The sequence below is a fragment of the Gordonia sp. NPDC127522 genome (assembly GCF_042672305.1).
Taxonomy (GTDB): domain Bacteria; phylum Actinomycetota; class Actinomycetes; order Mycobacteriales; family Mycobacteriaceae; genus Gordonia; species Gordonia hongkongensis.
Window position 1 is genome coordinate 565043 of the sequence record NZ_JBHXVK010000002.1, and the last position, 18469, is coordinate 583511.

At 69.8% G+C, this 18469-nt stretch carries 17 protein-coding genes; 7 read left to right on the forward strand and 10 right to left on the reverse strand.

Going from position 1 to position 18469, the window contains the following annotated elements; translation table 11 throughout:
• Positions 1-481: 481 nt before the first annotated feature.
• Positions 482-1936, forward strand: a complete 1455-nt coding sequence (locus ACFVHY_RS06875; protein ID WP_390270006.1) for a dihydrolipoyl dehydrogenase family protein — start codon at positions 482-484, stop codon at positions 1934-1936.
• Between the two features lie 36 nt (positions 1937-1972).
• Here the strand turns inward: ACFVHY_RS06875 and ACFVHY_RS06880 are convergent, their stop codons facing one another.
• A complete protein-coding gene (locus tag ACFVHY_RS06880; protein WP_390270009.1) occupies positions 1973-2419 on the reverse strand; it encodes a pyridoxamine 5'-phosphate oxidase family protein in 447 nt (148 codons plus the stop codon).
• Positions 2420-2511: 92 nt separating this feature from the next.
• On the opposite strand from ACFVHY_RS06880, the gene ACFVHY_RS06885 reads away from it, so the two are divergent.
• The 3 genes from ACFVHY_RS06885 to ACFVHY_RS06895 all read left to right on the forward strand — a co-directional run bounded on the left by ACFVHY_RS06885 (position 2512) and on the right by ACFVHY_RS06895 (position 5002).
• On the forward strand, positions 2512-3255 hold the full coding sequence (locus ACFVHY_RS06885) for a FadR/GntR family transcriptional regulator (protein ID WP_390270012.1): 744 nt from the start codon (positions 2512-2514) through the stop codon (positions 3253-3255).
• 15 nt (positions 3256-3270) lie between these two features.
• Positions 3271-3990, forward strand: a complete 720-nt coding sequence (locus ACFVHY_RS06890) for a sterol desaturase family protein (RefSeq protein ID WP_390270376.1) — start codon at positions 3271-3273, stop codon at positions 3988-3990.
• A gap of 76 nt (positions 3991-4066) precedes the next feature.
• Entirely contained in the window at positions 4067-5002 is a 936-nt protein-coding gene (locus tag ACFVHY_RS06895; protein ID WP_390270015.1) for an NAD-dependent epimerase/dehydratase family protein, read from the forward strand.
• On the opposite strand, the gene atzF is transcribed toward ACFVHY_RS06895, so the two are convergent.
• The 7 genes from atzF to ACFVHY_RS06930 form a co-directional block, all read right to left on the reverse strand.
• Positions 4992-6755 carry an allophanate hydrolase gene (atzF, locus tag ACFVHY_RS06900; RefSeq protein ID WP_390270017.1) on the reverse strand — a complete coding sequence of 588 codons (1764 nt, stop codon included), beginning with the start codon at positions 6753-6755 and terminating at the stop codon, positions 4992-4994. The two genes, ACFVHY_RS06895 and atzF, sit on opposite strands and share 11 nt — an antisense overlap.
• The gene (locus tag ACFVHY_RS06905) at positions 6752-7423 is read right to left on the reverse strand and encodes an alpha/beta fold hydrolase (protein WP_390270020.1); all 672 of its coding nucleotides are present in this window, start codon (positions 7421-7423) and stop codon (positions 6752-6754) included. Before ACFVHY_RS06905 ends, atzF begins: the two co-directional genes overlap by 4 nt.
• Positions 7420-8124, reverse strand: a complete 705-nt coding sequence (locus ACFVHY_RS06910; RefSeq protein WP_390270023.1) for a cysteine hydrolase family protein — start codon at positions 8122-8124, stop codon at positions 7420-7422. The genes ACFVHY_RS06905 and ACFVHY_RS06910 overlap by 4 nt, the downstream gene beginning before the upstream one ends.
• On the reverse strand, positions 8121-9194 hold the full coding sequence (locus tag ACFVHY_RS06915) for a ring-opening amidohydrolase (protein WP_390270026.1): 1074 nt from the start codon (positions 9192-9194) through the stop codon (positions 8121-8123). Before ACFVHY_RS06915 ends, ACFVHY_RS06910 begins: the two co-directional genes overlap by 4 nt.
• On the reverse strand, positions 9191-10540 hold the full coding sequence (locus ACFVHY_RS06920; protein ID WP_390270029.1) for a nucleobase:cation symporter-2 family protein: 1350 nt from the start codon (positions 10538-10540) through the stop codon (positions 9191-9193). Before ACFVHY_RS06920 ends, ACFVHY_RS06915 begins: the two co-directional genes overlap by 4 nt.
• Positions 10541-10627: 87 nt before the next feature.
• Positions 10628-11335 carry a GntR family transcriptional regulator gene (locus ACFVHY_RS06925; RefSeq protein ID WP_390270031.1) on the reverse strand — a complete coding sequence of 236 codons (708 nt, stop codon included), beginning with the start codon at positions 11333-11335 and terminating at the stop codon, positions 10628-10630.
• 109 nt (positions 11336-11444) lie between these two features.
• Complete coding sequence (locus tag ACFVHY_RS06930) at positions 11445-12209, reverse strand: pirin family protein (RefSeq protein WP_390270034.1); 765 nt, start codon at positions 12207-12209, stop codon at positions 11445-11447.
• A 204-nt stretch (positions 12210-12413) separates the two neighbouring features.
• On the opposite strand from ACFVHY_RS06930, the gene ACFVHY_RS06935 reads away from it, so the two are divergent.
• Positions 12414-14051, forward strand: coding sequence for an NTF2-like N-terminal transpeptidase domain-containing protein (locus tag ACFVHY_RS06935; RefSeq protein WP_390270037.1), 1638 nt, complete (start codon positions 12414-12416; stop codon positions 14049-14051).
• A gap of 27 nt (positions 14052-14078) precedes the next feature.
• Here the strand turns inward: ACFVHY_RS06935 and ACFVHY_RS06940 are convergent, their stop codons facing one another.
• On the reverse strand, positions 14079-14546 hold the full coding sequence (locus ACFVHY_RS06940) for a DUF3054 domain-containing protein (RefSeq protein ID WP_058252246.1): 468 nt from the start codon (positions 14544-14546) through the stop codon (positions 14079-14081).
• Positions 14547-14552: 6 nt separating this feature from the next.
• The gene (locus ACFVHY_RS06945) at positions 14553-15818 is read right to left on the reverse strand and encodes a flippase-like domain-containing protein (RefSeq protein WP_390270041.1); all 1266 of its coding nucleotides are present in this window, start codon (positions 15816-15818) and stop codon (positions 14553-14555) included.
• 115 nt (positions 15819-15933) lie between these two features.
• Here ACFVHY_RS06945 and ACFVHY_RS06950 point away from each other — a divergent pair, with 115 nt between their 5' ends.
• Both ACFVHY_RS06950 and macS read left to right on the forward strand, forming a co-directional pair.
• Positions 15934-17259: an AI-2E family transporter gene (locus tag ACFVHY_RS06950; RefSeq protein WP_390270044.1), complete on the forward strand. Its 1326-nt coding sequence runs from the start codon at positions 15934-15936 to the stop codon at positions 17257-17259.
• Positions 17256-18467 (forward strand): MacS family sensor histidine kinase, encoded by a 1212-nt coding sequence (macS, locus tag ACFVHY_RS06955; RefSeq protein ID WP_390270047.1) that lies wholly within the window; start codon positions 17256-17258, stop codon positions 18465-18467. The genes ACFVHY_RS06950 and macS overlap by 4 nt, the downstream gene beginning before the upstream one ends.
• Positions 18468-18469: the final 2 nt, after the last annotated feature.

Here is an 18469-nt window from a genome sequence, read left to right on the forward strand (position 1 = left end):
CGCTGCGTCCGTCGGGGTCACTCAGCGGCGGCGGGTCACCAAGTGGTTTCGACTCGGCGCCTCGCTTCGCTCGGTGCCGGCTCAACCAGCGGGGGGGGGGCGAGTGCCGGCTCGTGAACGGTTGGGGCGCTGTGTCCGTGGGGGTCGGTCAGCGGCGGCGGGTCACCAGGTGGTTTCGACTCGGCGCCTCGCTTCGCTCGGTGCCGGCTCAACCAGCGGGGGGGCGAGTGTCGGCTCGTGAACGGTTGGGGCGCTGTGTCCGTGGGGGTCGGTCAGCGGTGTGGGGTCACCAGGTGGTTTCGACTCGGCGCCTCGCTTCGCTCGGTGCCGGCTCAACCAGCGGGGGGGGGCAACGGCGCTTCTGTCCACTCGGTGCCTCCCGCGCAGCGTCGACAGAGCGACTCCCAGGAGTCGCGCACCGCTCTCCTCGGAACGTGCGCACTCGCCGACCGCGGAAGCGAAACCCACCTACGCTGAACCCATGGATGCAACCTTCGACGTCGTCGTGATCGGTGGCGGCCCGGTGGGCGAGAATGTCGCCGACTACGCGATACGGGGCAGCGATCGAACCGCTGTCGTCATCGAGCACGAGCTCATGGGGGGTGAGTGCTCGTACTGGGCGTGTATGCCGAGCAAGGCGTTGCTGGGTCCGGGGTCCGCACTCGAGGAAGCCCGTGCCCTGGGGGGTGCGCGTGAACGGGTGAGCGGCGATCGTCCGGACGCCGACGCCCTCCTGGCGTGGCGCGACACCGTGAACGACCGACGGGACGGGCCCGGGGCGACCCACGACGACTCCGGGCAGGTGAAGTGGGCCGAAGGCGCCGGGATGACGGTGATCCGCGGGCATGGGCGGTTGTCGGGTGAGCGGCAGGTGACCGTCGGCGACACCGTGGTGAACGCGCGCGAGGCCGTCGTGGTGGCGACCGGGAGCACGGCGTCGATCCCGCCGACACCGGGTCTGGCCGAGGCACACCCGTGGACCTCCCGTGACGCGACGAATCTCGTCGAGGTGCCGGACCGGATCCTCGTCGTGGGCGGTGGCGTCGTGGCGTGCGAAGCGGTGACCTGGTTGCTCGACCTCGGGGTGCGTGAGGTCGTCATGGCCATCCGCGGTGACCGATTGCTGCCCAAGATGGAGTCGTTCGTCTCACAGCGGGTCGCGGACTCGCTGACCGCCCGCGGCGTCGACATCCGGTTCGGGACGACGATCGAGTCGGTCGAGCGGCCGGGCGTGGCCGACACCGGCTACGGACGCATCCACGGCGGCCCCGCCACCGTCCGGCTCGACGGTGACGGCGCACGCGAGCTCGTCGTCGACGAGATCCTGGTGGCGGCGGGACGATCGCCCGCGACGCGGGATCTCGGTCTGGAATCGGTGGGACTCGAGTCCGGCGGCCCGCTGCGCGTCGACGACCATCTGACGGTGGCCGACCGCCCGTGGTTGTACGCGGCGGGAGATGTCAACGGCCGAAATGCGTTGACGCACATGGGCAAGTATCAGGCGCGGGTGGCCGGGGACGTGATCGCCGCACGCGCGGAGGGTCGGGACCTCGACGGTCCGCGGTACGTCGCGAGCTCCGATCACGGTGCCGTACCGCAGGTGGTGTTCACCCGGCCGGAGATCGCTTCTGTCGGGCTGACGTCGAAGCAGGCGAAGGAGGCCGGCATCGACGTGCGGATCGCCGACGGGGACATCTCCGTGGCGGGGTCCTACCTGACCGATCCCGAGTACTCGGGTCACGCCTGTCTCGTCGTCGATGCGAGCCGCGACATCCTCGTAGGTGCGACCTTCGTGGGGCCGCAGACCGCGGAACTCGTCCATTCGGCGACGGTGGCCATCGTCGGCGAGGTCCCGCTCTCACGGCTGTGGCATGCGGTTCCGTCGTATCCGACCATCAGCGAGGTATGGTTGCGGCTGCTCGATCAGCTGCGATGAGCCGCGGCCCGGCGGTCGCCGAGTCGAAGGCCCCGGTCAGAAACTCAGTCGCCGGATCTTGTCCGGCCGGATGACGATTCGCACCCAGTCGTCGGCGAGGATCTCCGCGAGATCCTGCGCGCGGGTGGGGTCGTCGAGGTCCCAGTAGCGGTCGGCGAGTCGTGCTGCGAGTTCGCGCGCGGCCGCACTGTCGGTCTCGATGCGCGTGGGGCCGGATATGGAGATCCAGCGCTCGCGTTCCTCGACCGGGGTGGCGACCACGATCGAGGCGCGCGGGTCCGCGGCCAGACGACGCACCTTCAGCGAATCGGGACCGGTGAAGAGCTGGATCTCACCGTCCGCGGTCGCCTCGAACCACACCGGCCGAGGCTGCGGCGGCGTCGGGCCGGTCGCCGTCGAGAAGAAGCCGAGGAGTGGGCGGCTGAGAAAGTCCAGATCGTCTGCGGTCAGGGTGTCGGACGAGGGCGCGGCGATGTCACTCATGGTGGGTACAACCCGAGCGCCCAGCGAACATTCCTCACGAGCGAGTGGTCTGACCACTTGACCATCAGTCCCCTCGGCCCTACGGTGGGTGCATGCCGTTCGAGCCCGTGTCCCAGCAGAGCGCCCCCGAGATCGTGTTCGACCAGATCGTCGAGGGCGTGCTGTCGGGTGGCCTACCGGCCGGCGAGGCGCTTCCGAGCGAACGGGAACTGGCCCGCATCCTCGGCGTCTCGCGGCCCACCGTGCGGGAAGCGTTGAAGCGGGTGGCGGCGGCCGGTCTGGTCTCCATTCGGCAGGGCGACGGCGCACGGGTCCAGGACATCGCGCGGACGGGTGGTCTCGATCTGTTGCCGCGACTCCTGATCCGGGGCGGCGCGCTCGTGCCGAGTGTTGCTCGCTCGATCGTCGAGGCACGCGCCGCGGTCGGCCCGGATGTCGCCGGGCTGGCGGCGAGGCGGGTGACCGACGACCAGATCGCAAGGCTGACAGCGCTGCTCGCCGATCTCGCCGCCGAACCAGGCCCGGTCGGACAGCAGGTCGCGGCACTCGAGTTCTGGAGTGCGATCGTCGACGCGGCCGACTCGATCGCGTTCCGTCTCATGTACAACTCGCTCCGCGCCGCGTACGAACCGGCGCTTCCCGCGCTCGCGTCGATGCTGGAGCCGGAGGTCGGCAACATCGACGGCTATCGCGCGCTCGTCGACGCGATCAGTTCGCGCGAACCCGGCCGCGCCGAGGCCGCTGCTCGTGAACTGCTCGCGCCCGCGACCGCGGCATTGCTCGAACTCTGTCAGGCGCTCGAGGACGCCGAGTCCGGCATCGGAGAGGGGAACTGAATGTCTGCCGAGAGCATCGACGGCGACCACATCGACCACAGAGCGCGCCGGCAGGTGGCGGCGGAAGAACGGCGAATGCGATCACGGCGGTCGACGACCCTGCGTGCCGCATTCGCCGAGTTCCTCCGGCACCCGTCGCCCTGGATGATCGCCGCGTTCCTGGTGACCTCGACGGTGGCGCGAATGTGGCTGGGCGGGTGGGGAATCGCCGATCTGGTCGTCCCGGTCGTGATGATCGCGAGCTTTCCGCCGGCCGAATGGCTGATCCACGTCGTCGTGCTGCACTGGCGGCCGAAGCGCCTGGGACCGGTCATCATCGATCCGCTGGTGGCGCGTAAGCATCGCGAGCACCACTCGGACCCGCGGAACATCCCCCTGGTGTTCATCCCGTGGCAGGTGCTGGTCACGGTCGTCCTCGCGGCCGTCGCGGTGGGGCTCCTCGTCTTCGCCAGTGCCGAGCGCGGTCTCACGTTCATGGCGACGCTCGCGGCGATCGGACTGGTCTACGAATGGACGCACTATCTGATCCACTCCGACTACCGGCCGCGCCACGCCTACTATCGCAGGCTGTGGCGCAACCATCGATTCCACCACTACCGCAACGAGCACTACTGGTTCGCGGTCACCACCGCGGGCACCGCGGACCGGTTGCTGCACACCTATCCCGATCCCGACACGGTCGAGAAGTCGCCCACCGCAAAGGATCTGCACGCTCTGTCGCAGACGGGGGACTGACCGGCGAAGCACATGTCGGTGCGGTGTGTCCCGGTAACCGGGACACACCGCACCGTGATCCGGGATACTCGCCCGCATGCGGGTATTCGTCACCGGCGGTACGGGGGCCATCGGGGGATACGCGGTGCCCGCATTGGTCGACGCGGGACACGACGTGCGCGCGCTGGCGCGCTCGGATGCCGCCGCTTCCGCGCTGCGTGCCCACGGCGCCGCCCCGATTCGGGTGTCACTGTTCGATCGACACGGACTCGCCGAGCACTTCGACGGCTGCGGCGCGGTCGTCAACCTCGCGTCCGCCCTTCCGGGGACCGCATCATTCGTCCGGAAGTCGGCCTGGGCGGACTGTCATCGCATCCGGCGGGAGGGCTCGGCCGCGGTGGTCGACGCCGCCATCACGGCCGGCGTGCCGCGGGTGGTGCAGGAATCGGTCGCCATGGTGTATTCCGACGCTGGTGACCGATGGATCGACGAGGAGTCGCCGGTCGATCACTATCCGATCGCGGTGGGCAACCACGCCGCCGAGGCCTCGGCCCGCCGGTTCACCGATTCGGCTGGGGTCGGCGTCGTGCTCCGGTTCGGGTTGTTCTACGGCGTCGGCGCCGCCCACAGCGAGCAGCTCATGGCGCTCGCCCGACGCCGGATCGGTTTCCGGGCCGGCCGACCCGGTGCCTACGTCTCCTCGATCCACCTCGCCGATGCCGCCGATGCCGTGGTGTCCGCACTCGACATCGGCTCCGGCACCTACAACATCGTCGATGACCTACCGGTCACCAAGAAGCACCACACGGCCGCCCTGGCGGGTGCCGTCGGCAAGCACCCGTACGTGACCGGGCCCGGTCGGGCCGGCCTCCTGCTCGGTGAACGCACCACGTCGCTGACACGTTCGCTTCGGGTGTCCAACAGACGGTTTCGGTCGGCGGCCGGTTGGCGACCGCGGTACGCCTCGGTGTGGGAGGGGTACGCGCAGATGGCGCGGGACCTGGACACCGGGTCGGGGGTGATCAACCGGTGATCTCGACGGCGAGCCTGCCCGGCTCGACGGAACTCGTGCCCGGTGACACCTCCCGCCCGAGGTAACGCAACCAGCCCCCGTACTCCGTGATGTCGACCGCGGAGTCGAGAGCCGAGGCGGCGCAACCGAAACCGGTCACGATCTCACCGTCGGACAACTCGACCTGCCCCAACGTCATCGGCGACGGGAGTGCCCGGACGAACGATGCGAGTCCGGCGGCCGGCACCCGCCAGACCCCGCCGGCGATCTCGCCGCCACCGGTGTGCGTGTGCACGAGACCGGGTTTGGGCGGAACGGTGTCCAGGGCGTACAACCGGTACGACGGCGACGTGGAGGCCCCGCCCAGGTAGCGGGCCCCGCGCCCGGTGAGTTCGGCTTCGAGTGGCTGACCGGGGAGATGCGCCCCGACGACGAAGAGGTCGACGCTCGGCGCGCCGGCGGCCTCGATCCACGGTCCCCCCGGGGCGAGTGGACTTGCGGCGCCCGGTGCGGCAACGGATTCGGGTTCGACGAGGATCCGCCGCGCCAGATCGAGGGCCACCGCATCGCCGAATGCGCGACACAGCACGGTGACTCCGAACTGGGCATCGCCGACCGTGCCGGCGGGCGCGGCCACCCCGCACATGTCGAAGAGGTTGGTGAAGTTCGTGTACGTCCCGAGCCATGAGTTCACGCCGATCGGATCGTCTCGGACCTCGGTGATGGTGGGATGTCCGGGCACCGTCGGCACCACCAGGGCGTCGAATCCGTCGAGCAAGGCCATGCTGCGTGAGCGCAGTACGTCGAGCCGACCGAGATCACGCACGAAGCGGGAGGCGGGCACGAGACCCGCCGCGCCGATGATGGCGCCGACGGTCGGATCGACGCCGGCCGCGGGGTCATCGCGGTGGCCGTCGACGAATTCGCCCACAGCGGCGTGCCGTTCGGCCACCAGCCCGCCGTCGTACAGCAGCCTCGCTGCCTCGAGGAATGTGTCGAACGGGATGGGTTCCACGACCACACCCTCGGCGCGGAGTCGACCCGTGGTGGCGTCGAACGCTGCGGCCCACCCCGGTGACATCCCGGGTAACTCGGCCGGTATCGCGACCCGCGCGCCCGGTGGTGCGGCGAGCGGGGCGTCGTGCGGGATCGGCCGGGCATTCGGCCCACCGGCCATGTGGGCCATCGCGGCGTTCGCGGTTTCGAGGTCGCGGGCCATGATCGTGATGGCGTCCCACGAACGACAGGCAGGCACGAGCCCCTGCGTCGACACCACCCCGAGGGTGGGCTTGATCCCGACGATCCCCTGCAGCGCCGCGGGGACTCGACCGGACCCGGCGGTGTCGGTGCCCACCGCGATGTCCGCGAGACCCAGAGCCACCGCGACCGCGGACCCGGAACTCGATCCGCCCGAGACATGATCCGGCCGTCGAGAGTCGCGGACACCACCGTACGGACTGCGTTGTCCGACAAGGCCGGTCGCGAACTGGTCCAGGTTGGTCGATCCGACGACCGTGGCCCCGGCGGTACGCAGACGGGCGACCGCCTCGGCATCGGCGAGGGCGGGGCCGTCGGCGAAGCCCGGACAGCCTGCGGTGGTGGGCAGGCCGGCGACGTCGACGTTGTTCTTCACCGCCAGCAGGAGTCCCGCCAGCGGACCCGAGGCGGCGGACGCCTCGCGGGCCACCCTCGCCCGGTCGTAGATGTCGATCCACACCTCGGGACGGCGGAGCTCGTCCAACGCGTCGAAGAATGCGGTGACCCGAGAAGTCATTGTCGTTGACCCTGTCTGTGGAAGCGGTGTGCTGGGAAGTCCGATGAGAGACCGGCGATGACCGGGGCGAAGGCGTGGTCGAGATGCGCCGCGTGGGAGGTGCCCGGGAGCACACCCCGGCCGAAACCGCACCGTTCCGCGACGGCGTCCACCGACGCGTACCGGGCGGCGGGTGACCGTTGTCCGACCGTGAGAGTCACCGGCGGCGCCTCGACCATCGGCTCCCGCGGTTCGAACGCGCGGAACATCGCCAGTTCGCGTGCGACGACGGCTTCGTCGGCCGACGTCATGCCGATCGACCAGCCCGGTCCGTACAGCGCCCGGCCGAAGCCCGGCACACCGTCGCGGCGGAACGCGTCGACGACGTGATCCAGCAGCCCCGGGGCGAGCGATCCGGCTGCCGGCTCGTGGAAGAACCCGGCCGCGATGTCGACGCCGCGAGTGGCCAGTTCGACGCCGAGAGTGGCGCCCCCGCTCACCCCGAAGACCACGGCTCCTGGGCACCGCGGTGCGAGGAACTCGATTTCGGTGTCAAGGCAACCGGATTGGGGACGGACCGGAACGTCGACGTCGTATCCGACGGCGGCGAGGGCGGCGGCGGTCGGCGCCCACACCTCCGGGTCGGTGGCGACCCCACACACGAGGACCGCGCGGCGCGGCGGCGTCACGACCGGGCGGCCGCGGTGACCGATCCCAGTGTCGCGAGTAGTTGCTCCGATGTCGCCGTCGCGCCGAAGACGCCGCCCTGCATGGCGATCATGCTCAACGCGGCCAGGTGGTGGCGGTGGTCGGTCGCGCCGGTGCAGTCCGACAGCACCAGACATTCGTACCCGCGGTCGTTGGCCTCGCGCATCGTGGTGTGCACACAGACGTCGGTGGTGATCCCGGTGAGGATCAGGTGCGTGATCCCCGCGGACCGGAGGACGAGGTCGAGATCGGTGGCGTAGAACGCGCCCTTGCCCGGTTTGTCGATGATCGGTTCGCCGGGAACCGGTGCCACCTCCGGCACGATCTCCCACCCGGGCTCACCGCGGACGAGGATACGACCGCAGGGGCCCGTCGAACCGATCTCGGCGCCGGCGCGGGCCGACCGCCACCGCTTGTTCGCGGGCAGATCGCTGAGGTCGGGGCGGTGTCCCTCGCGGGTGTGGACGACGAGCATCCCGGCTGCACGGCAGGATTCGAGGACCGCGGCGGTCGGTTCGAGTCCGGCGCGGGTGAGCGAGAGGTCGTAACCCATCGAGTCGACGTAGCCGCCAGGCCCGCAGAAGTCCACTTGCCAGTCGATGAGCAGCAGTGCGGTCCGCGTGACATCGAGAGCGCCGTCGTAGGGCCACGGATACGGGTGGGCGTCGGGAATGGACGTCACAGCGCTGTGCCTCCGGTCGAGGTGGCGAGATGTCGAGGATCGACCTCGTAGACGATGGTGACACTGCCGCCACCGGGGCGGCCCTGGTGTTCCGCGCCGCCGGACACGTACACGGCCCCGTCTCCCTTCACGGCGGCGGCGAGTGCCCCGACAGCGGCGCGCGCGTGGCGGGTGGCGTTGATGTCGGAGTCGGTCAGCATCGTGTGCCGCAGGCCCCGGATGGTCCCGGAAGGATCCGATTCGGCCTTGAGGAACAGTTGTCGAATACGTCCACCGCGCGCGGCGATCGCCGTGGCGGCATCCTGCAGGGCAGCGAGGTCGTAGGCGTCGGCCATCTCGGTGTGCAACGCCCGCAACGGGTTCGACGCACCTGAGCTCTCCGCGAGTACCAGTATGTGGCAGCTGTCGAGCTCGGCGCCCGAGCTCGCGGACGCCCGGTTCGACCACGCGTCCCGACGCCCGGCGAGTGCGGCCCTCGCCGTCTCGTCGTCGATCTCGCCCAGTGCCGATGCGATGCCCAGGGAACTGGCCGCCCGTGAACGCGCCATCGACTCGTAGGTGTCTTCGGTGACGGGTTCGGCACCGCGACTGCGCATCTCGGCGATGTCGGCGGAGGTGAGCAGTGGGCATTTCACCAGCACCAGGTGCACGTCCTCCAGTGCGACGTCGAGGTCGACGAGCAACTTCGCGACGGTGTCTCGGACGGCCTCCAGCTGGCCGCCGCGGCCCAGGTCCTCCGGCGGGATCACCGGTGTCGTGCCGACGGCCGCCACGAGCCCGCGGTCGTGGCCCTCGTCGTGCGAGTCGTCGGCCACCAGGAGGTTGACATGCGGTGCGAGGACACCTTCGGTGCCACCGGAGAAGACGGTGATCGCCTCGGCGTCGAGACGTGGCTCCCACGACGCGGCGGCGAGGGTGCGGCTGAAGTCGTTGACGCACCCGTTGCCCTCGGTCTTGCCGATGACGGCCAGGATGTCGCCGGACGACGATCCGTTCTCGGACAACACCTTCAGTGCATCGGTGTCATCCGGTCCGGTGGTCGGTACGGTCAGTAGTCGGACGCCGGTCACGCCACGGTCTCCTTGTCTGCGATGGGGTCCGCGGAGGGCGGGGTCGTCCGTCCGCGGCGGGGGAGGTGGTGGAAGAAGAGGTTCAGGACGAATGCGGTGATCACGGCGCTGCTGATCGCGTTGCCGAAGATGATCTGGACCTCCGCGGGGAAGTTGCTGTAGATGTCCTTCGACACGATCGGGATCATGCCCGCGCCCAGCGCCAGGGACACGATCAGCAGGTTGTCGTTGTCGCGGTAGTCGACCTTGGACAGCGTGCTGATGCCGGTGCCGGCCACGGTCGCGAACATCACCAGGCTGACCGAACCGATCACCGCGCCCGGAAGACTCGCGATGGTCTCGCCGAGCTTCGGGATCACAGCAAGCACGATGAGGATGGCGCCGGCGACCACGACCACCGTCCGGCTGGTCACCCGGGTGATCCGGACGAGGCTCACGTTCTGCGCGAAGATGGTGTCCGGGAACGACGTCCACACACCGGCCAGGACGGACGAGACACCGTCGGCGGCGAGACCGCGGGCGATGCGCGGCGGGTCGGCGTCGATGCCGGTGGTCTCCGAGATCGCCATCATGTACGCGGTCGACTCGATGAAGATCACGATCATCACGATGCTCATCGAGATGATGCCGGCGATGGGGAACGTGGGCGCGCCGAAGAAGAACGGCTCGGGGATACCGAACCAGGCGGCGTCCCCGACTCCGGCGAAGTCGGTCAGCGACATCAGCGCGGCCGCGACGGTGCCCAGGATCAGCGCGATGAGAACGGCTGCCTGACGCAGGAAGCCGGTGCCGTATCGCATCAGGGCCACCACCACGACGACGATGCCGAGGGCGAGGGACAGACGGGCGCCGTCGGCGGGCTCGTCGTCGAAGATCATGGACACGGCCTTGCCGATGAGCGAGAGGCCGATCATGGTGACGGCGGCGCCGCGCACCGCCGGTGGGAAGAACCGCAACAGCTTCGAGAACGGCACCGCCATCAGGATGGCGAAGATTCCCGCGCCGATCATCGAACCGTAGACGGCGTTGAGCCCGTACTCCTGCCCGATGAGGATCATCGGTGTGACCGCGGTGAACGACGCGCCGGCCACCACCGGCATGCGCGCGCCGAGGAATTTCCCGACGCCGGCGGCCTGGATGATCGTCACGATCCCGGCGATCAGCAGGTCGGCGTTGACGAGCAGTCCGATGGTCTGCTTGTCGAGGCCGAGAGCGGCGCCGAAGACCAGCGGGACGGTGACGCAGCCGGTGTACATGACGATGACGTGCTGGGCGCCGAACACGCCCGTACGCCACCAGCCCGTGAGCCCGGATGACCCGGCCGGGGATTTCAGAAGTGTGTGCATACGAAATTCGTATACGTTCTTCATGTCTTGGACGTTAGCTCGCGTTACCAACCGGTAAAACGCGCCGAAGTCGTATACGAAGTGAGCTCAGTGGAGCAAGGTGCGGACCAGATCCTCGTCTTTGCGCACGTGTTCGTCCATCAGATACCCGGCCTGGACCGACGAGCCGTCGAGGATGGCCCCTGCGATCGCGGTGTGATCGCGCCAGCAGCCGTCGGCCCGGGTGGCGACCTCCCGATCGAAGACCCAGGCGATGCGCCGCAACGTCCGGTCGAGCGTCCGGGCGAGCTCCCGATTGCCCGACGCCTCGGCGACGAGCGCGTGGAACTGCATCACCAGCGGGGGTACGGCGTCGTGCTGCTGCAACTGCTCCGCGGCGGTCCCCGACTCGGTGACCATCCGTAGCTGCTCGGCGAAGTCCCCGCCGCGACGCTCGGCGGCGAGTCGGGCACCGAACACCTCGAGACCGCGACGGACCTGCATGACCTCCAGTGCGTCGGTTCGCGAGGCGCCCGAGACCGTCGCCCCTTTGTAACGCTCCAGGTTGACGAACCCTTCGCTCTGCAACTGCGACAGCGCCTCGCGGACGGGCACGCGGGACACCCCGAACCGTTCGGCGAGCATCGGTTCGGGGAGCCGATCGCCCGGCGCGAGCCTGCCGTCGAGCACGTCGTCGCGGATGGCCGTGGCGATCGCGTCCCTCGTCGCCGGTCGCACCGTCGCACCGTCGAGCGGTGTGGCCTGGTCGATCGTCAGGACCGGGGTCGGGTCGGTCGTGTCTGCTTCCGGCGTCACGCGACTCAGAATAGGCCGGGAGCGCGGAGTCCACCCGCCGGCGCAGCGCGGCGGGGCCGGGCCCGACGCGGTTGTGACCTGCACGCGTTGATCCGTTGGTTCCCTCGGTTCACGCCCCACCCAGCCCGGCGGCCATCGACCACACCAGCACCTCGGCGTCGGAGTCGTCGCCGGAGCGGATCGGGAACGACGCGGGGTCGACGCCTCGGAGGGTGTCACCCGGGCCCAGAATGCCGATCTCCCCGACGCCGACCCCGTCGACCTCGACCTGTCCGTCCACGACGAACAGGTGGGTGAACCGGGAAGCGGGCACCTCGACGGTCTCGCCGGGCCGGAGTCGCGCCGCGAACAGGGTGGCGCCCGAGTTGGCGACGGAGACCGCGGCGTCGACATCGGCGACGCCCGACGCGATCGGTACGAGGCCGCCCGCGGCGAGGCGGTCGCGGACATCGGCCTGTGCATACGACGGCGCGAGGCCGTGGCGGTCGGGCATGAGCCACATCTGGACGTAGCGGACGGGCTCGGTGCCGGCGTCGGGAAGGTCGGGCCACGTGTCGTTGCGCTCGGAGTGTTCGACGCCGGTGCCCGCGCTCATCCGCTGCACCAGCCCTGGGTAGAGCACCCCGGAATGTCCGGCCGAGTCACGGTGGACCAGCGTCCCCGCGACCACCCATGTCACGATCTCGCTCTCCTGATGGGTGTGGAGCTCGAAGCCCGCGCCGGGTGCGACGACCTCGTCGTTGACGGCGAGCAGCGCGCCGAAGTGCGTGTTCGACGGGTCGTAGTGGTCGCCGAAGGAGAAGCAGTGCCGTGAGGTCAGCCAGTCGGTGGCGGTGACCGGACGATCATCGCCACGGAAGACGGTGAAAACCATGCGCCCATTGTCGCAGTGCGGCAAGGTGAGGGCGGTCGGGGACGGCCGGGTCCGGGATCTGTCGACGTCGGTCCCCGGACGGCGATCGCGCACGCCGCGGAGTGTCAAAAGTCCCGTGGGCGAGATGAGTTCGTGACCGGCTTGATCCCCGAATGGAAGCTGGCGGCGTCGATTTCGAGTGTTACACGAGTGAAAATTGTCGTCATGAAGATCTGGGTCAAGCGCGCGACGACAGCCGCTTGTGCCGCGGTCACGTGCGCGGTCATGGTGAGTTCCTGCGGGTTCGCCGGTTCGACCGACACGGGTGCCGCTGCCGCCATCGACGCATTCGCCGGCGCGCTGAGCCGCCAGGACGCCGGCGGGGCCGCCACGTTCACCACCGCGCCGGGCCAGGCCGGTGACAGTCTCACCACCACTCTGAGACAAATGGGTGCCCAACGCGTCGACGTCGACGTCGACAACCCCGTCGAGTACAGCGACGGGACGGCGACGTTCTCGGTCACCACCACCTGGAACTGGGACAAGGGCCGCACGTACGAGTCGACCAGCGGCGGTACCGCACGCAAGCTGTCGTCGGGCTGGAAGGTGACCTGGGACCCCGCGATCCTGCACGCCGGCCTCGCCGCCGGCGGCACCCTGCGCGAGATCCGCACCGACGCGAAGCCGGCCCCGACCGTCCGCAGCCGAACCGGCCGGGTCTTCATGTACGCCCAGCCGGTCAACGAGATCGTGCTCGATCCCACCCGAACCCCGGACCTCAACGCCTCGGTGCGGGCGCTGGCCGGGGTGATCGCGCCCATCGCGCCGCTGATCACCGGGCAGGTCATCCGCGAGAAGCTCGACGCCACGCCGGGCCGGGCCGTCACCGCGGTCGGTCTGCGGGACTCCGACATGGAGGTCCTGGCCGGCGACCCGCGTCGGGTCCCCGGTGTCGTGGTCAACCGGTCCGACCAATTGGTGATGGCCGACCGGCGCCTGTCCTCACCCCTCGAGGACGGGCTGACCAACTACTGGCAGGCCATCCGAGACGCCACCGCCGGGTGGCAGGTCGAGATGCTCGGCCCGGGTGCCGCGCCCCGCAAGCTGGCCGGCGAGCAGGGTCCTCCCGGACCCGACGTCCCGACCACGATGGACCAGGGCGTCCAGCTGTCCCTGGGCGACGCGGCCGTCGAGGTCGGTCAACCCGCGACGATCATGACCCTCGACGCGCAGACCGGTGCGATCACCGGGATGGCGCAGAACTCGTACGCGATCGAGAGCGGCGTCGACCTCGACCAGCCCTATCCGGTCGGCACCACCCTCGATCCCGTCTTCGACGCGATCGGGCGAGCTGTCGGGTCGGAGCAGCAGCGTGGCGACGAACTGCTCGACCGGCTCGGACTCGGCGTCCAGTTCACCGTGCCCGGTGCCAGCGTGCCCACCCCTGATCGTCCCGGGATCGCAACCATCGACTACCGTCCCGGCTCGAGCATGATGTCGATGACCAACATGGCCGCCTTCGGTGTCGCCATGGCGCGCAGCGCCTCCGGGCAGGCCTCGTCGGTGCCGCCGTTCGTGCTGAAGAACGTGCCGACGAAGATCGCCGGCGGCGAGCTCGGCGGGCTCGATCCGGCGGTCGTCCGGCCGGTGCTGCAGGCGATGACCAGCACCGCCGCGACCGGCGACGCCAGTGACCTCACCCGCGCACCGGGACTGCGGGCCCTCGTCGGCACCAACGGTCCCGAGGGGCCCGGATGGTTCGTGGGTCTCCAGGGCGGTCAGGTCGTCGTCATCTACACCGAGGGACCCAAGTCGGGGACCGCCGCACTCCAGGTCGCGCAGAAGTACTTCACGATCAAGTAGGTCCGCCAACGCTCGCGACTCGCGTCGTCAGGCGGCGGCGCGACGACCGAGGTAGGCGAAGACGGCTCGCCAGCCGAGCAGGAAGAGCGCGAGCACCACGGCCGCGACGATCACGAAGCTCACCGCCACGCCCTGGCTGAGGATGAAGCGCAGGATCATCGCGACGGTCACCGTGCAGAACCAGATGACGAGACCGACCGGGACGACCCGGTCCGGCCGGAAGTCGTGACCGAAGAAGTCGCTCGACCGCACGTGCGCGTAGACGTAGGTGATCGACCAGCCGGCCGCACAGCCGGCGAGGAACGGCCACAGTGTGTGCAGCACCGAGGTCAGCGCATAGCCCTCTTCGTGACTGGCCCGGCCGATGAGGACGAAGACCGTGATCGCCACCGCGTCGAACAGGGCGGCGACGGGACCCGTCGCCGTTCCGCGCGCCGGCGAGGACCCCGTCTCCGCCGTCGCGTCGGAGCCCCGGTCCGTCTTCGAGCTCAGCATGGTGGATTACCGTACCGGGTCCGACGGCGGATCGGTGTCGGACGTTCGTGCGGAGTCCCCTCGATGCGGGTTGTCGGGTCCGTCCGCGGGCGGGGCCCCCGGGCGCGGCGGTTCGACATCATCTGGCGGCGGGATGGGGAGCGCCGGACCGTCGGGCGTCAGGGGCGACGGGTCGTCGGCCGAGCGTTCGAGGGCGTCGGCGTCCCGCTCGACCTCGTCGATGAACGTGTCGTCGCGCTTGATGCGGTTACGGAACATGAGACCGATGACCACCCAGCCGATGGCCGACACGATCACATAGCTGATCAGCCGGTAGATGAGGACCGCCGTGATGGCGTCGGCGGCGGGCATCCCGGCGCTGGTCAGTGCGGGGACGAGCACCGCGTCGACGACGCCGATGCCGCCCGGCAGCAGGGGGATCGCCGAGCCGACGGCCTTGCCCGCCGCATAGGCGACCATCAGTCCGGAGATGCTCGGGTGGGCGTCGACCGCCCAGCAGGCGAACATCAGACACCCGACGTCGGCGACCCAGTTGAACAGGCTCCAGCCGAATGCGACCGAGGTGTCGCGCTTGGTGAGTTGCACCGCCCGGAGTTGTTCGAGGGTCTCGAACAACTTCTCGGTGCCGTGGTCCTCCGGCTTGTTCCGGAGTTGGTTCACCCAACCCAGGACTCGAATCCCGGTGCTCTTCAACGATTCCGGATGACTGGCCAGGTACTGCAGGACCACCGCGACCGCAAGGAACCCGGCGACGGAGAAGACGACCGAGAACGGGCTGGTCTTCGCGCCGGCCAGGAGGGCGCCGCCGAACCCGAGCACCGCGAGACCGATGCCGGCGAGCAGGCCCGACATGACGACCTGCCACGACGCGATGACCGGTGTCGCACCCCACTTGCGGGTTTCCCGATAGGTGAACGCGGGGGCGAGGACCTGGCCGCCCGGCATCGTCTGGCTCAGCGAGTTGGCCGCGAGGATGACCGACAGGGACTTCCACTGCGTGACCCGCAGGCCCGCCGAGCGCAACAGTGCGCGCTGGACCTGGGCGAAACTGTCCATCGACAGCATCGCGGCGACGAGACACGCCGCGACCCAGTGCCACTCGATCTCACCGATGCGCAGCCAGGCGCCCCGCAGTTCGGGCCAGATGAGAACGACTTCGACCGCGAGAATGACCAGGACGACGGTGAGCAGGACCCACCGGACCCACCAGAACCGAGGACGGGTCACCGGGGCTGCCGCGCCCCCCGGCGAGCCAACATCCTCCGACGACATACGTGCCACCCTAGGGTAGGGGGGCCTGTGTCGGTGACGACCCCCGTCGGCGACCTGCGCAATCGGGGGTGTGTACGGCGTCCGGTCCCCGAGGCACAGCACTAGTGTGACTCTCGTGACCGAAGCCGAACGAGCCGACCGTCCGCGCGACGTCCGGGACCTCGCGTCCATCGACCGGGCGAAGGTTCATCCGCAGGTACGCGCGGCGGCGGAGTGGGCGTGGCGGCTACTGCTCCTGGTCGCGGCCGCTTACGTCGCGACCAGGCTGTTCCGGGAGTTCGAGGAAGTCCTCGTGCCGGTCGCCCTCGCCATCCTGATCTCGGCGATGCTGGTTCCCGGGGTCGACGCACTCGACCGGCGCGGTCTGCCGCGTTCGCTGGCGGTGATCGTCAACCTCGTCGTCGCGATCGGGTTGCTCGCCGCCGTCATGACCTTCGTGGTCCGCGAGTTCATCGACGGTGTTCCCGAACTCGCCGAGCAGGTCACCGTGACCGTCGAGAAGACCAGGGAATGGCTCATCAACGGGCCGCTCGGGCTCGATCGCGACCAGGTGCGCAACTTCGGCACCGACACGCTCGACTTCATCCAGCACAACCAGGACCGTGTCACCAGCGGTGCGCTGGCCACCGCCACCACGGCCAGCGAGATCATCACCGGCGCCCTGCTGACGCTGTTCCTGCTGATCTTCTTCCTCTACGGCGGTGGTCAGATCTGGCAGTTCTCGGTCAAGCTCATCCCACAGACCAATCGGAATCGGGTGTGGGAGGCGGGTATCGCCGGTTTCGGCACGCTCGTCGGGTACGTCCGGGCGACCGTCGCGGTGGCCTTCGTCGACGCCTGCGGCATCGGGATCGGACTCGCCATCCTGCAAGTGCCCCTGGCGCTTCCGCTGGCCTCGCTGGTCTTCCTGGGCGCCTTCATCCCGATCGTCGGTGCCCTGGTCACCGGCACGCTGGCGGTGCTCGTCGCCCTCGTGACCCAGGGCTGGATCGCCGCGGTCGTCGCCCTCGCCATCGTCGTCGGTGTCATGCAGCTCGAAAGCCATGTGCTGCAGCCGTTCCTGCTCGGGCGGTCGGTGCGCCTGCATCCGGTTGCGGTGGTGCTCGGGATCGCGGCCGGCCTGGTGTCGGCCGGCATCATCGGTGGTCTGCTCGCGGTGCCCCTGATCGCGTTCTTCAACACCGCGATCCGACGCCTGAAGGGGGACCCGACCGAGCCCGTGGACGGGCGCCCGGGGGTCGTCGCCGAGCCCGATTCACCGGCGTGGGACACCGACGACCCCGACGCCGCGGCCGAGACGCTCGCACACGAGGCCCCTGGAACCCCCTCGAAGGCCGGGGGCCCCGGACCGGAACGCCCGACGGATGTTCGCCGGGGCGAGGTCGAGACCGACCGCGGTGGCAGTGACCGGGACGGGGACGGCCGGGGCGGGGGAACGTGACGCGCCGGTGGCCGGGGCTCGAGGTCGGCCCGCCGGACCGGGACACCGATCCGGATCGTCTGGCACGTGTCGTCGACGACGACCCGGTCGGTCCGCTGTGGCGGGGCGCCCAGATCTTCCGGCTGCTGTCCTATCTGTACGCACTCGGCTTCCACATCGCCGTCAACCCCGACCTCGACCGCGGCGGCGTCGCCTGGGCGCTCTTCGGCCTGCTCTCCGCGTGGACGCTGGTCAGCGGGATCGGCTACTTCGTCGGATTCGCGCGCAACCGGGTGTGGGTCGGTGCCGAGGTGCTCGTCGTCTGCGCGCTGATGTTGTCGACGTCGTATGTCGCCGGCGCGGAGTGGGCGTGGAACAACCAGACCTGGCCGACGACGCTGTGGGCCACCAACGCGGTCATCTCGGTCGCGATCCTCACCGGCCCGGTCGGGGGGATCGTGTCGGGGCTGATCATCGGCGGCACCAGCACCTTCGTGAAAGGCGAACTGAACCTCGACTTCGGTCGGAATGCCACGATCATCGTCATCGTGGCGACCGGCATGGCGGTCGGGCTCGCGGCTGCGAACGCGCGTCGGGTCCAGGACCAGCTGTCCCGGGCGGCGCGGATCGCCGCGGCTGCCGAGGAACGCGAACGGCTCTCCCGTGAGGTGCACGACGGGGTACTCCAGGTGCTCGCGCTGATCGCGCGCCGCGGACGCGAGATCGGCGGTCCGACAGGTGAACTCGCCACCCTCGCGGCGGAGCAGGAGCGTACGCTGCGTCGGCTGATCTCCGACACGGACGAACCCGTCGCGACCGAACCCGAAGCGCAATGCAACGTCGATCTCGCCGCCGCCCTGCGCGTCTTCGCCGATGCGCGGGTGTCGGTGAGTGCTCCCGCGGACCCGGTGACGGTATCGGCGCAGAAGGGCGCGGAGATCCGCGCGGCGGTGGTCAACGCGCTCGACAACGTCGTGAACCATGCCGGTCCCGGTGCGCGCGCGTACATCCTGGTGGAGGATCTGGGGCGGGACGTCGTGGTGAGTGTGCGGGACGACGGGATCGGCATCCCGGACGGTCGGCTCGCCGAGGCGGTTGCGCAGGGCCGCGTCGGGGTGTCGAAGTCGATCGTCGGACGGATCGAGTCCCTCGGCGGCACCGCGCGCCTCGACACCGAACCGGGTGCGGGTACGGAATGGGAGTTCACCGTCCCGCGGGACGAGAGCTGAAC

Bases quoted from the DNA above. Each gene is read 5' to 3' on its own strand.
- ACFVHY_RS06920 (WP_390270029.1), bottom strand. From the start codon at position 10,540: ATGCACACACTTCTGAAATCCCCGGCCGGGTCATCCGGGCTCACGGGC.
- ACFVHY_RS06930 (WP_390270034.1), bottom strand. From the start codon at position 12,209: ATGGTTTTCACCGTCTTCCGTGGCGATGATCGTCCGGTCACCGCCACC.
- ACFVHY_RS06935 (WP_390270037.1), top strand. From the start codon at position 12,414: ATGAAGATCTGGGTCAAGCGCGCGACGACAGCCGCTTGTGCCGCGGTC.
- ACFVHY_RS06895 (WP_390270015.1), top strand. From the start codon at position 4,067: ATGCGGGTATTCGTCACCGGCGGTACGGGGGCCATCGGGGGATACGCG.
- ACFVHY_RS06885 (WP_390270012.1), top strand. From the start codon at position 2,512: ATGCCGTTCGAGCCCGTGTCCCAGCAGAGCGCCCCCGAGATCGTGTTC.
- ACFVHY_RS06875 (WP_390270006.1), top strand. From the start codon at position 482: ATGGATGCAACCTTCGACGTCGTCGTGATCGGTGGCGGCCCGGTGGGC.
- ACFVHY_RS06945 (WP_390270041.1), bottom strand. From the start codon at position 15,818: ATGTCGTCGGAGGATGTTGGCTCGCCGGGGGGCGCGGCAGCCCCGGTG.
- ACFVHY_RS06880 (WP_390270009.1), bottom strand. From the start codon at position 2,419: ATGAGTGACATCGCCGCGCCCTCGTCCGACACCCTGACCGCAGACGAT.
- atzF (WP_390270017.1), bottom strand. From the start codon at position 6,755: ATGACTTCTCGGGTCACCGCATTCTTCGACGCGTTGGACGAGCTCCGC.
- ACFVHY_RS06940 (WP_058252246.1), bottom strand. From the start codon at position 14,546: ATGCTGAGCTCGAAGACGGACCGGGGCTCCGACGCGACGGCGGAGACG.